Origin of the sequence: Cellvibrio sp., from assembly GCF_039207905.1 — a bacterium.
Taxonomy (GTDB): domain Bacteria; phylum Pseudomonadota; class Gammaproteobacteria; order Pseudomonadales; family Cellvibrionaceae; genus Cellvibrio.
On record NZ_JBCECX010000062.1, the window covers coordinates 1 to 13,846 of the forward strand.

Annotated in this window: 11 protein-coding genes and 1 pseudogene; all 12 read right to left on the minus strand. The window is 45.3% G+C overall.

Annotated elements, in window-relative coordinates; genetic code table 11:
- Positions 1 to 27: 27 nt before the first annotated feature.
- On the minus strand, positions 28 to 354 hold the full coding sequence (locus AAGC78_RS21090; RefSeq protein ID WP_435786087.1) for a flagellar protein FliT: 327 nt from the start codon (positions 352 to 354) through the stop codon (positions 28 to 30).
- A gap of 123 nt (positions 355 to 477) precedes the next feature.
- Positions 478 to 2,052: a flagellar hook-associated protein FlgL gene (gene flgL / locus AAGC78_RS21095; protein ID WP_435786088.1), complete on the minus strand. Its 1,575-nt coding sequence runs from the start codon at positions 2,050 to 2,052 to the stop codon at positions 478 to 480.
- Between the two features lie 204 nt (positions 2,053 to 2,256).
- Positions 2,257 to 5,034: a flagellar hook-associated protein FlgK gene (gene flgK / locus AAGC78_RS21100; RefSeq protein ID WP_435786089.1), complete on the minus strand. Its 2,778-nt coding sequence runs from the start codon at positions 5,032 to 5,034 to the stop codon at positions 2,257 to 2,259.
- 4 nt (positions 5,035 to 5,038) lie between these two features.
- Positions 5,039 to 6,247 (minus strand): flagellar assembly peptidoglycan hydrolase FlgJ, encoded by a 1,209-nt coding sequence (gene flgJ / locus AAGC78_RS21105; protein ID WP_435786090.1) that lies wholly within the window; start codon positions 6,245 to 6,247, stop codon positions 5,039 to 5,041.
- Positions 6,248 to 7,351, minus strand: a complete 1,104-nt coding sequence (locus tag AAGC78_RS21110) for a flagellar basal body P-ring protein FlgI (protein WP_435786091.1) — start codon at positions 7,349 to 7,351, stop codon at positions 6,248 to 6,250.
- 55 nt (positions 7,352 to 7,406) lie between these two features.
- Positions 7,407 to 8,108, minus strand: a complete 702-nt coding sequence (gene flgH, locus AAGC78_RS21115; protein ID WP_435786092.1) for a flagellar basal body L-ring protein FlgH — start codon at positions 8,106 to 8,108, stop codon at positions 7,407 to 7,409.
- A 15-nt stretch (positions 8,109 to 8,123) separates the two neighbouring features.
- Entirely contained in the window at positions 8,124 to 8,909 is a 786-nt protein-coding gene (flgG, locus tag AAGC78_RS21120; protein WP_435786093.1) for a flagellar basal-body rod protein FlgG, read from the minus strand.
- A gap of 58 nt (positions 8,910 to 8,967) precedes the next feature.
- The gene (gene flgF, locus AAGC78_RS21125) at positions 8,968 to 9,711 is read right to left on the minus strand and encodes a flagellar basal-body rod protein FlgF (RefSeq protein WP_435786094.1); all 744 of its coding nucleotides are present in this window, start codon (positions 9,709 to 9,711) and stop codon (positions 8,968 to 8,970) included.
- A 226-nt stretch (positions 9,712 to 9,937) separates the two neighbouring features.
- Positions 9,938 to 12,445: a flagellar hook-basal body complex protein gene (locus tag AAGC78_RS21130; RefSeq protein WP_435786095.1), complete on the minus strand. Its 2,508-nt coding sequence runs from the start codon at positions 12,443 to 12,445 to the stop codon at positions 9,938 to 9,940.
- A gap of 50 nt (positions 12,446 to 12,495) precedes the next feature.
- Positions 12,496 to 13,197 (minus strand): flagellar hook assembly protein FlgD, encoded by a 702-nt coding sequence (locus AAGC78_RS21135; RefSeq protein ID WP_435786096.1) that lies wholly within the window; start codon positions 13,195 to 13,197, stop codon positions 12,496 to 12,498.
- An 11-nt stretch (positions 13,198 to 13,208) separates the two neighbouring features.
- Entirely contained in the window at positions 13,209 to 13,658 is a 450-nt protein-coding gene (gene flgC, locus AAGC78_RS21140; protein WP_435786097.1) for a flagellar basal body rod protein FlgC, read from the minus strand.
- A gap of 61 nt (positions 13,659 to 13,719) precedes the next feature.
- Positions 13,720 to 13,846 (minus strand): annotated as a pseudogene (gene flgB / locus AAGC78_RS21145) (flagellar basal body rod protein FlgB); the annotation flags it as partial.

The window sequence follows — 13,846 nt, forward strand, 5'->3', positions numbered from 1 at the left end:
GTTATATAAACAGCACATTAAGTCAATTTATCGACCATAAGCATCCATGGCTTTACTTGCAAGGTTTGTTTGACGCAATTCTGACGCCTTATTGTCTCGATTTTCCTCTGCAAGCTGTTCAAGCGTCTTATTAATACCCTGGATTTCGTGAATAAGATTCGCCGCACTCGACTCCAAATCAGCTTTTGCGAGGGATTCCAGATATTCCTGGTCATTAAGAGATAGCAAACCCTGTTGGCGCTGCTGAACCAGAGTTTCAAAAGACTCCCAATCTCCAGCTTGTGCAAGAGCCAATAATGCCCTTGACTGACTAAGTGCACGAGCGAGGGGGTCTAACAATGAATCAATATCCATAAAACGACTCTTTTTGATAGATCAAGAAGGAATGGCATCTAACTACAGACTAACGCCACCTCATAAGATTAGCAAAAGATAATGAAGCGAAGACCGAGATATCGCATTACCCGGTTAAAAAGTCTAGAGATAAGAAAATAGCGTCAATTGACTGACCTTGGCGAAACCTTGCTGGGAGGCAGTTAGTACCAAGGATTGCATCTTTAACTGGATTGAAGCTTCGGCAACATCCACACTCTCGAGGTTTTTCAGCGTCTGCCGGGTAAATAGCGTTACATCCAGATTTAAGTCCTTCGCACTTTCCAGAGTATTCTGGCGGGCCCCCACCTCCCCAAGCACAGAAGATACATTGGTCACCGCATTACTAACATTAACCAGTGTTTTGGCAATAATTTTCGACAGCTCTGCTTTGCTCTCTGGTGAGTCCTTCACTGATTTCATCGCCTCACTGAAACGGGACAGAGTACTCAGTAAACCTTGTTTATTGGTGGACTCAACAAAAAATGAATCACCCGTTACACCATTCGTGGAGCTAACACCAGACGTGACCGCCAATCCCATAGCATTATTCAGATTAGCATTTCCACCACTAAGACTAATATTCTTACCGCTATCAGCTACAAACCCTGCAGCAGAAGCAGTTACACCAAGATTTGCCAGCTTGGTATTATTAGGTGGAGCGTTAAGTGCTGCAGCAAAATCAGTGGCATTATTTACGACTGTATTAATGGTGAAGGTTTCTGACCTGCCATTCACTGTCATTTTAAAAGTGGCCGGTACGGCAGAAAAATCAATAGGTGCCGCAGCAGCATCAAAATTAAATGGCAAGCTTGCAGGAATCGGGGCTGCTGGGGAGCCAGAAATATTAACTCGAACCCCATTTACCTCTATCGCCTCCCCCTTAACGTAGGTCGCATTTGCCACGAGCACTTTGCCCGTTGAGCGTTCCGTTATTGTGTAGTTTGCAGCGGGAGGTACAGCCGCAGCGGATGGGGCATTAAAAGTGATTACCATATCCTCAGGATAAAACTTATCAAACGCCTCCTGATCAATTACTTCACCCACATTGATAATTCCGGGCGGTACGGCTCGATTAGCTGCACCTGCTGAAGAATTAAATGTATTGTGACCACTGGGAACGTCAACAAATAGTTTTTTGCCAGAATCACTCACCGCCACACTTACAGACGCAGATGCCTGCAAACGTAATTGTCCCTCATCACCCATGTAGGAATAATTTCCACCGCCATTATTAACGAACGGTTGAGTATCACCTTTATAACCTGAAAAAATATATTGGCCCGACGCATTGCGGGTATTCTGCAAATTCATTAATTCTTCAATTCGGGTGTCCACCTCTGCGGCCAAAGATTTATAATCTGCAGCAGTCAATACAGCGGTGTTACCAGCACGTACGGCGATTTCACGCATACGCTGCATGATATCTTCAATAGCATCCAAGCTGGTTTCTTCGAGACTTAAACTATTATCAGCAATATCAATATTTTTTTTATACTGCTCGGTACGAGCCAGATCTTGATTCAATTGCAAAATATTTGCGGCAGCAACCGGATCATCAGCAGGAGACAACACGCGCTTACCCGTGGCAATTTGCTCTTCCGTTTTGACAATAGCAGCCTGCGCCTGCGCCATTCCAATAGTAGCGATATTGTAAATTTGCGAAGTTGATACACGCATGATTTAGCTCCTGTCCCAGCGGCAATAATTTGCCTCAATTCAATTCATAACGGCAATAATGCAGGAATCGATCCAACTCGGAGAAAAATCAGACTGGATTTGATAGGCCTGAAAAAGCTAGCAGAGTATGTGCGTTGCGAAAAAACGATTGAAGGTTGCTAACTCTTGTACGATACAAGAATTAGCCAAACATAAAACTTGATATTAAAGCGCATTCAAAAGAGTATCAAACAATTCACGCGCGACAGAAATAACTTGCGCGTTAGCTCCATAAAGCTGCTGAAACCTAATAAGGTCCGCAGCTTCTTCATCAAGGTTAACACCGGAAATACCATCTCGCAGTGTTTGGGTTTGCTCAAGCAAACTACGACTCGCTTCCGTATTAATTCGGGCAAGACTACTTTTAGTCCCCACCTCTTCAACAAGCTTACCGTAACCTTCACCGAATGTGAGAGTACCATCCTGCATGGTAGATGCAGTTTCCAATGCAGCCATTGCCAATGCGTTCCGGTTATCATTCTTACCGCCGGTGTTAAAACCGATAGTAAAAGTATCTCCCGTTTTTGGTTGGCCACTAAGAGTCACCTGATATCCAGTAAATGATGACTGTGCAAAATTTGCTGCAGCACTATTGCCAAACAAAGGACTATCTGTTGGTGCAGTTGATAGGGAGAAGCCGTTGGCCATAGTGATATCAATTCGCCCACCAACTGTAATTGCGCTTTGCTGACCAGTACCAGTGTCCTGACCAGTCAATCGAACATTGGGGTTCCCACCACCATCATTCACATCAATACTGTTTGCAGGGTTATTAGGTGCGGTTAAACGAATATCTAAATCCACACCAGAAGACGCGGTCAGTTTTAACTCCGGAGCACCTGTAAATGGGTTTGTTGTACTTTGCGCACGAATACCGAGTGATTGTAAATTAGGATTACTGTTAATTCTTTGCGCCAGGTAATCATTAAAATCTGATTCGCTGACATTAGGATCGGGCATAGTAGAAACAAAAGCTGGCGTTGGTATTGCTCCATCATTTTCCAGGAGGGGTTCACCATTAATTGAGATCTGCATCGGCCACGCAAAGTCAGCAGGATCGACATTGATGTCCGTGATAGTGGCAGTTGTATATGCATTAGCACTGACACCGGGAATCGAACTAATTTGCGCAGCAGTTTGTCGGGCAGATGCACCTGAAGCTGTATACAAATTTTTGGTGGATACAGCACCAGTTTCTGGATCGGTATAAGTAAATGATAGCTGCTCAGCCAAATAACCATTTGCCTGTATAGGACTTGAACTATTTGGGAGCACAACAGGCGCGCGCCCATCAGGTAAACCGAGATGGCTACCATTACCAGTAACACGGGTCTCACCAATATCAGATGAGAAAACATTATTGTTAACACCCGGCGTAAATGTTTGATTGCGCAAAGGTGGAGTCAATTGTTTTGGATTTGCGGGATCAGAGTTATCCAGCACATCGTAAGTGGTCTCGGATGTAAATCGAATGATAATCGGAGGAGATAATTGCCCTGGAGTTGCAAACGCAGGCAAGCGGTTACCACTTTTATCAACCAGGCTAAGCACTTCACCGCTGCTAATCAAACCACCACCGGAATTCCCCGTATTGGTTGCTGTGCGAATAGGAACCGCAAATGCTAAATCCTCCGGACGCTGGATAACTGATGCGATATCAGCTGAACCATTTTTAGTTGGTTGCAAAATAAAGGAATCACCGCCTTGAAATGAGCCACTTGTCAAATTGACGCTGACCCCATCAAAAGTGATGCTGGTTGGATAAGCGCCTGACAACATCCCTTGGCTAACAACAGTCTTGTCAGAAAGACGAGTAATAACATAGTTGGTACTACCAGGTGAAATATCAAACTGATAATCACTGGTAGTAATCTTGGAGGAATCATTAATTGTAACATTTAATACCCGATCATAAGGTTGGGCATTACCTGCATTGTGCTTGACGCGACTCGCAGCTACTAATGGATCATTAATATCACGAAATATTTTTTGCCCATAGTCACCATCCAAATCAATTCCCTGTTGTTGCTGAGTATTGAATTGATCAGCGATCGCAATTGCAATACGTCCCAACTCGTTCATTGATGGAGCTAATACTTCATTACGAAACGAAAGCAAACCACCGATTTGCCCACCCGAAATTTGCGCGGTTACATCTGAAACCGCATTTTTGCTTTTTATTTGGATTTGACCGTCATTAGATACACTAAAAGTACTCGCTTGGGTACCTATAACCAAGGGTTGCCCGTTTCCAACAAATACGTTGACATCACCATCCCCCTGAGTCACAACTTGTACAGACACTAATTCTGATAGTTGACGCAAAGCTTCGTCGCGCTTATCCATTAAATCATTGGGTAAATTTCCCCCACCCGATGCACGCGCCTCACCAATGGACTGATTTAATGCAGCAATAGAGCTTGCCAATGAATTCATCTGTGCTGCAACAGTTCTGATTTCACCATTCACACTTTTTTCAACATCACTAAACCGTTGGTATAAATTATTAAAGCGGTTACTAAGACTCTCGGCTTCAGTAATAATTAATTGTCGACCGGGCGTAGAAGCTGGATCGTTCGCACCATTTTGCATCGAAGCAAAAAATGACTGTAATCCGCCAGATAAACCAGTACTAGCATCTGCCAACAGCTTATCGATTTTGCCAATGTTGATATTGTATTTATTGAGCTGATTGTAAGTAGATGTATCCAAGCGAAGTTGAGTGGTAACAAATTCGTTAACGACACGCTCGATTGATGTTGTAGTAACACCGGAACCGATATAACCCGCCGCACCGGCATTTTGCTCGGGGCGAGTAGCGTAGTTAACTTCTTGCCGGGAGTAGCCCGCAGTGTTTGCATTGGAAATATTATGCCCAGCGGTGCGCAGCGCATTTTGGCTGGCTTGCAGTCCGGAAATAGCATTAGAGAGAAGGCCTGACATACACTTACTCCGCTATTTGACGGCCGGTTGCCGCCAGAGATAAAACGGTTTGCACTGTGCCCTTCAATTCGTTCACTATTTCAGAATTACTGACTGTTGGAATCGAACCAAGGCTTTTAAGTGCATCGCTGTTTAATAGTTGTTTAATTTTCTTTGCGTAATGCGGATCGGTTGCATAACCGGCAGATTGCAGTGCATCTGCATAAGCTGATGAGTTAGTGCCTGCATCCAACGCTTGTTGGTAGCGAGGATTGTTTTTCATCAAGCGAACATAGTCAGAAAAGCTTTCCGAATAATCTGTGTATTTACGGAAATCAGCTTTTTCATTTGCGGCAATACCATCGCGATATTCCAGGGTATTTACGTTGACCTTATCACCGTGCCACTGACTGCCCGCTTTGATATTAAACAGGTTAAAACTGTTATCACCTTGCTTGTTGTGAATAACATGCTTACCCCAACCAGTTTCCAGCGCAACTTGTGCAATTAATACATCCGGATTAATTTGCAATTCTGCCGCCGCTTTCTCTGCATGAGGTTTAAGTAGCATCACAAAATTTTCCTGGCTGCTACTGATACTGGCTTTTTGTCCGCCACGGGCAACAAGCGGTTGAGGCTTATTCAGCAGCGCGGGAATCATTGCATAATTCGGTACAACAGGAGTTTGCTCGGCATTAGCCGAAGCCTCATCGTTTTCCGAAAACACAGATTGCATTTGCGAGTTATCGCTCATGCGGACAAAATCATTGATCCATGCATCAAGCATATCTGCGTCGGATGATTCAGTTTCTTGCGCATGTGACTTTTTGTATTCCACTGCCGCAGGAAGCGTTCCGTCATGAACAACGGCATCGCCAGTTGCCTCAGCCTTCATGCCACCGCCGTAATTTTGCAGCATTTGCTTATAGAAATGATCGGCGATACCGATACCGGCACCACTGGTTAAATTCAGCACCATTTGTTGATCAAGCATATCGCGATGAAATTTTGTTGCCTGACTATCAAAATAGTTGCCTTCACCAAATGCCTCATTTGCTTCACGCATGGTTTTCAGCATTTGCTGCACAAACATAGCTTCGAATTTTTTGGCAACTTCTTTTAATGCGGCGGGGTCTTTATCGCGCCCCATCGCTTTGATTGAATCAAGCGCATTAGGATCGAGATATGTATCCTGAACTTGTGCGGGCTTGAGGCCTGTATCGACAGTCATCATTTAGATCACCACCAATTCAGCTTTGAGTGCACCGGATTCTTTAAGCGCTTCAAGAATTGCCATCAAATCACTGGGCGATGCGCCTACGTTATTTACCGATCTAACGATGTCATCAAGATTTGCACCAGGTGCAAACTTGAACATGGGATTGGTTTCTTCATCAGCCTTAACATTACTGGTTGGAACTACAACAGTCTGGCCACCGGCCAGTGCGTTGGGTTGGCTAACAGTCAAACTTTCTGCAACTGAAACAGTCAGGCTGCCGTGAGTAACTGCAACTGGGGAAACGCGAACATTTTTACCAACAACAATAGTACCGGTGCGCGAATTAATAATGACCTTCGCAACCTCTTCACCCATGGTGACATTAATATTTTCCAGCATCGCGATAAAATCTACGCGCTGCGCTGGATTCACCGGTGAATTCACCATAATGGAAACGGCATCGAGTGGACGTGCAACATCTGGCCCAAGCATATCGTTGATGCTTTTTGCCAAGGAATTCGCAGTAGAAAAATCTGCACGATGCAAATTAAATACAATCGGTTGACCGCCAGCGAAATTGGTTTCAACCATACGCTCAACAATCGCACCGCTGGGAATACGGCCAGCACTCGGAATATTGACGGTAATTTTTGAACCATCATTACCTGACGCACTCAACCCGCCGACAACTAAATTACCCTGGGCAACGGCGTACACTTTTCCATCTAAACCTTTCAGCGGTGTCATCAACAAACTGCCACCACGTAAACTTTTTGCATTACTAATAGAAGAAACCGTAACGTCAATTGTTTGACCGGGCTTTGAAAATGCAGGCAACTCCGCCTGGATCATTACCGCCGCCACGTTTTTCATCTGCATACGCACACCTTCCGGCACGGTAATGCCGAATTGCTTGAGCATGCTGTTGAACGATTGAGTGGTGAATGGTGATTGCGTTGTTTGGTCACCAGTGCCATCCAGCCCTACCACCAAACCGTAACCAACCAATTGGTTAGCACGTACACCGGCTACACTCGCGATATCTTTAATGCGCTCAGCCTGAGCCGCTGTACTGAACAGCAACGCCACAGCAACAATGAATAAATTAAAACTACGCATAAAGAACCTCGTTAAGCCTGAATACCGAATAAAACTGCTTACTACTTAAAACTAATTACAGCGGCCACAAGTCGCTATTAAAAAAGCGCGACAACCAACCCATTGAGGTTGAATCTGCCAATGCGCCCGTACCCGCGTACGAAATTTTTGCATTTGCCAAACGGGTTGAAACGATGGTGTTATCCGGTGCGATATCGTCAGGGCGAACCATGCCGCTGATACGAATAAATTCATCACCGCGATTCAATGTGATCCACTTTTCACCGCGCACAATCAAGTTGCCATTCGGTAAAATCTCTGCAACGGTGACAGTGATATTGCCTTGCAAACTATTACTCTGGTCAGCATTGGCGCTGCCGTCAAAGGTGCGATCCTGTTCCAAAGTAGTTGTCAATTCATTACCTTTAATCGTTGGATTTACACCCAACAATGGACCAGCATTAAAATTCACACCGCTTTTCTTGCCGGTTGCAACACCGGAAGATTTTCTTGAGACCGTACGTTCGCTCAGGGTCACGGTGATCACATCGCCAACAAAATGTGCTTTGCGATCATCAAACAAATTCAAACCGTAAGCATCCTGATACAACGAACCTTCGGTACGTTGCGGCACCGGCATGCTTGCCGCAATGGTCGGCGCATAAGCAGGATCATCCGGCATAGGTTTTTTGTTGGTAAAACATCCACTGAGACCGATAGCTGCCAATGTCATCAGTATCAATTTCAACGATGTTTTACTGCGGATAAGAGTGCGCATAATCAAATCACTCAATTAAAGATTTTGGGTAATAAATTGCAGCATTTGGTCAGCAGTCGAAACAACTTTGGAGTTCATTTCGTAAGCGCGCTGGGTGGTAATCATATTTACCATTTCTTCAACGATATCCACGTTGGAGTTTTCCAACATATATTGTTTGATTACACCCAAACCATTTTCACCCGGTGTACCTTCTACCGGGTTACCGCTCGCAACTGTCTCAACAAATAAATTTCCGCCAATTGCCTGCAAACCTGAGTGGTTAACAAAATCAACCAAGGTGATGTTGCCCAACTGCTGTGGTTGCGCATCACCTGGAGCAAACGCATTTACGTTACCGTCAGTGCCGATGGTAATTTTGTTTACACCTTCAGGCACAATAATCGCGGGTTCCAACAAAAAACCGTCGGCGTTAACAATCTGGCCTTCGCCGTTAATTTGCAATTGGCCGTTACGGGTGTAAGCGATGGTGCCGTCAGGCTGCAAGACTTGCAGAAAACCGTGACCGTCAATTGCCACATCCAGTGATTGCTCGGTCACTTGCAAAGTGCCTTGGGTAAATTCTTTTTGCGTCGCCACAACACGCGCACCTACACCCAATTGCAAACCGGAGGGCAACTGTGTTTCCTGAGTTTGCTGCGAACCTGGTTGACGTTGGTTTTGGTACAACAAATCCTCAAAGATGGCGCGGTCGCGTTTAAAACCGATGGTGCTGGTATTCGCCAGGTTATTTGAGATAGTCGTTAGTTGACGATCTTGTGCCGACAAACCGGTTTTACTGACGTAGAGGGCGGCGTGCATGATGTATTCCTCGGTTAACTACTCGTTTTCACAAGCATTTAAAAAACAGTTAATTCAGTTACGACATTTGTAAAAGTTGTGCTGATGCCGCAGAGTTTTCTTCCGCTGACTTCATCACTTTTACTTGCATTTCATATTGGCGCGCGAGGCTGAGAATCTGGGTGAATTCATCAACTGCATTCACATTACTGCCTTCAAGCATGCCACCGCGCACCTGCACCTCTGCAGCTACCGGAGCATTCAATCCATCGCGTTGGCGAAATAATCCGTCATCGCCTTTTTCAATTGCGGTTATGGCGGGGTTAACCAATTTAAGGCGCCCTACTTCCACCATGGCCTCCGGCCCTTGGTCTTGCCCAACAATCGAAATAATGCCGTCGGAGCCGACATTTACTTTTTTGTTTTCAGGGATATTGATGGGCCCACCGTCACCCAACACAGGCAAACCATTCGCAGTACGCAACATTCCCGTTGCATCAACAGCGAAGTTACCAGCGCGGGTGTAAGCCTCGGTACCGTCAGATGCTTGCACCGCGAAAAAACCTTCGCCGTGAATAGCAACATCCAAGGGATTATTGGTGGTGATCATTGGCCCGGGAGTGAATTCAGAGCGAGGAGATTCGGTTAACGCATAAGCGCGAGTCGGCTGGCCATCACCGTAGTAAACGCCCATGCTGCGCGACTGTTCAAAGTCGGCACGAAAACCGGTTGTGCTCAGGTTAGCCAGATTATTGGCGCGATTGGTCTGCGCCAGCATGTTGTGCTTGGCTCCGGTCATCGCGATAAAAAGGGCTTTATCCACAGTGTTTCTCCAGATTTGCCAGCGCATAAGGAAGCGCTAGTTTTTTGGCATATTTGCCGTTAACTGGAGTTTTGCAAGAGCAGTGCCAACCCGGGAAAATTCCGTAAACCAATGAAAATAAAAGAAAAAATACAAAAGAGAGGAAAATCGCAGGAGTGAGAAAACAACGGCAAACAAAGAAGCGGCAAAGAGCTTCCGCTCTTTGCCGCTTGCCGTTTTAACGGGATTAACGCAGGTTGATGATGGTCTGCGTTGTTGCGTTAGCAGTTTCGATAGTTTTGGCATTCGCCTGATAGTTACGCTGGGCAATAATCAGGTTTACCAATTGCTCAGAAAGATCAACGTTGGATTCCTCCACCGCACCAGCTGTGATATTCCCCAACTGTGATGAACCAGGTGCACCAATAACTGCCTCGCCTGACTCAAATGTCTGTGCCCACATGGTGTCACCTGTTGGCTTAAGGCCATCTGTACTAGCAAAATTAGCCAATGCCACCTGCCCTAAAACTTGCGCTTCGCCGTTGGTAAAGCGGGCAAATACTATACCAGTGTTACTGATATCCAATCCTGCCAAGCGGCCAGTAGCGTAGCCATTTTGGTCTAGCTCTTCTACCGAAAACACACTTCCAAATTGAGTGCTTCCAGCCAAATCAATCAAGAAGTTTGAGCTAGCTGGCGGCTCTGCTACTGGAATGGTTCCACCTTGTAGTACATTCAAGGGGGCCAAGGCACCGATAGGTTTTCCATCCTCTCCAATCGGAGTCCAGTTGGAAATCAGGATCGGCTCAGTAGTCGATGTATTAATCGTTCCCTCTGGTGTGAAATGAACATCGAATGATGCCATTGTCGGCTCAATATTTTGTGGTGTCGGTAAAGTAGGATCAGGATCCCCCACATTTTGGCCATCAATTTGTACATACATTTTCCAGTGGTTTGGAGATGTAGTTGGATCTGCCGGATCATAGGCCTGCTTTACAAAATACTGCCGCATAGAGTGCTCGTTACCAAGACTATCGTACACGGGCGTAGTGGTAGCATGATTGAAAGTTTTTGGATCATTAGGATCAAACGCATTAATAGGAACAGGGGTATAGAATGTAGGGTCGCCTATAGCACCGAACATAATTCCGCCATTAACAGGAGCGGTCGGCTGACTACTGGTAAGAGAATAGCCCTCTTGCATAGTAATCGTAACTTCACCACCCACAGAAATCCCGCTTCCAACCAAAGTTGGATCGGTTATCGTATCAAGTTGCTCCAACACACCTTTGGCTCCGATGATGCCAACAACATCACCCGCAGTACCAAACGAAAACTCCAGATCACGCCCGGTTGCCGATACAACCTCCAGATTACCGTTAGCCGGATTAACACTGGCAGTGATACCAAAAAGTGTTGATTTACTCAGCTTGTTAATCTCTTCTGCCAAGTTATCCATACTTACAGTGGTGTCAGAAGTGAGCACAACCCCGTTGAGCGTGAATGTACCAGTGTTATTAGTAAATGGCTTGGCTGCCACTGCTGGAGGGCCAACTACAGCCGGAACTTCTTTTAATACAGTTGCTGTAGTACGCGCGGTTGCGCTAACGCCAGCTAAAGAATTAAGTTCAGATGCAGTTTGGTCAGCACCAGCACCATATTTACTGATATAAGTGACAGGAGTCTTACCATCTGGCCCCTGAATTACCAATGTTTGAGATGCATATTCATTCGTTACTTTTGGCTGTCCAACAGTAATATTGCCTACTGGTGGCGGGTTGGTGCGGTCAATAGCATTTATCGCAGTTGTCAGGCCATTCACTGGAGCAGTGGCCGGCGCCACAGGAGCAACAACGGTTATATCCAGTTCGGACGCCACACCAGTCGCCAAATCGCGGATTTTCAATAGACCATCAGTATCAACAAATGCCTGCACATTCAGTGGTGTTGTTTTGCTAAAGTTCTGATTGTTAATTTCATTGGCAATAGAAGTTAAATTGTTATAAGTGCCCGGAGTAATCGTGATATCAACTGTTTGCGGCGTAGGGTTTCCGGGAACGGTACGCGATAACTGAAGAACAGTTGCTGATACAGCTGGAGGTCCTGCGGTAGGTGCATCAACAACGACAGGCGTACCTGCAGAAGCAGATAAGGTAGCGATATTCACTGAGGATGTTACCGGAACCTTCAAACCGAGTTTTGCATTGCTAATACCAGTACCGTTAGTCGAAAAACGTGTACCTGTAGTCTCAAGCACCACTTCATTAGAATCAAGATTATAAGATGCTGCCACCGCCGTTGTCTGACGTGGATCTTGAGAACTAACATCAACTCGAAGGTCGCGCAGCACACCACTAATATTGCCAGCCGAGTCAGCAGGAAAACCTTGCAGCATGGCGCCAGTGCCATTAACGATATAACCGTTTTTATCCAGACCAAAAGTCCCTGCGCGAGTAAACAAGCGCTCACCATTTTTTTCTACGACAAAAAAACCTTCACCATTCACCGACAAGTCCAACTCATTTTGAGTGAACTTTAAATTGCCCTGAGTAAATTGTTGGCGGATATTTTGAATATTCACACCACTACCGGGTGTATTAGAACCACCACCTAATAAAGTGCTGGTGTATACATCACCAAATTCAGCGCGCGACGTTTTAAAACCGACAGTACTGGCATTCGCGATATTGTGCCCGGTCACTTGCAGATCGGTATTAGCTGCACGAATTCCGCTTAACGCTGTATTGAAAGACATATTACACCTCGACCATAACGTTTAACGTTCAGGATTTTTTAAACAAACGATTAATTAAATTGCTTCACTTTTTCAGCTTCAACCGCGCCTATACCCGCGAGGTTTAAAATCAACTTGCCATTTTCACCAATGGTGACGCTGTTAACGTTGGCGCTGAGTGCGGTTTTGAGAGCTTCATTTTTACCATTTTGATCCGCTGTAATTTCAAAACGGTATTCACCCACAGCCGCTGCATTCTCACCTGCTTCCCAATCCAACAATTCACCATTGACTTCCATATTTTGCCCATCCCAACGGAATACCATTTCGCCTTTGGGTACTTCACCAACAGGAACACTTTGAACTAACACACCCTTTTCATCGTAAATATTGATTTTCAGGTTATTAGTTGAGTAATCAAGATTTGCGCTACCTGCAACAATTCCGCCATTAACCAATGTACTTTTTTCAGAATCCACAGTAACGCTGCGGCCAACCAATGAAGACGCTTGCAATGCGTTATTCGACATAAAGCTGTTAAAGCTGTTATTTAACCGCTCCAAGCCTTCTACCGAACTGAACTGTGCCAATTGCGCAACAAACTCACTGTTGTCCTGCGGACTCAGCGGGTTTTGGTTATTCATTTGCGTAATCATCAACTCAAGAAACGCAGCCTGACCCAACTCGTTGGTATTTTTTTTGACTTCTGTTTTTTTGGTAATACTTAAGTTGTCGGTAACGCTGTTAGAGGATGTAGTACTGGATACGCTCATGATTCAGCTCCTTATTGACCCAGAGTTAAAACACGTTGAACCATTTGCTTGGCAGAATTCATCACTTCCACATTCATTTGGAATGAGCGTGATGCCGCAATCATGTTGGCCATTTCTTCTACCGGATTCACATTCGGATAAAACACATAACCGTCTTCATCTGCTTTGGGATGAGAAGGTTCATAGCGACGTTGTAATGGCGCATCACTTTCAACAATTCCAAGAACACGAACGCCGGCAGCAGCATCCACTTCATTATCGCTGTAGGTACCTTCGGTAACGGCTGCGCGCATTGCATCCTGATGGATTGCGGCAAATACCGGCTGACGGCTGCGATAGACTTCATTCACACTGGAGCTGGCCGATTGTGCGTTGGCCAGGTTGCTGGCAGTCGTGTTTAAACGCAAACTTTGTGCGTTCATACCTGTGCCAGCGATGTCGAAAATAGTTCCAAGTGCCATGATTCAATACCTACAAAAAATTCGTCTAAAAACGTTTTAACTTTTTTGATTTTTACGCGTGTTATTCACCGCGAATTGCAGAGCGCAGACCGGTAAATTTACTATTTAAAAATTGGAAGCTCGCCTGAAATGCCAAGGCGTTTTTCATATATTCCGCATGCTCAATCTGATCTTCCACAGTGTTGCCA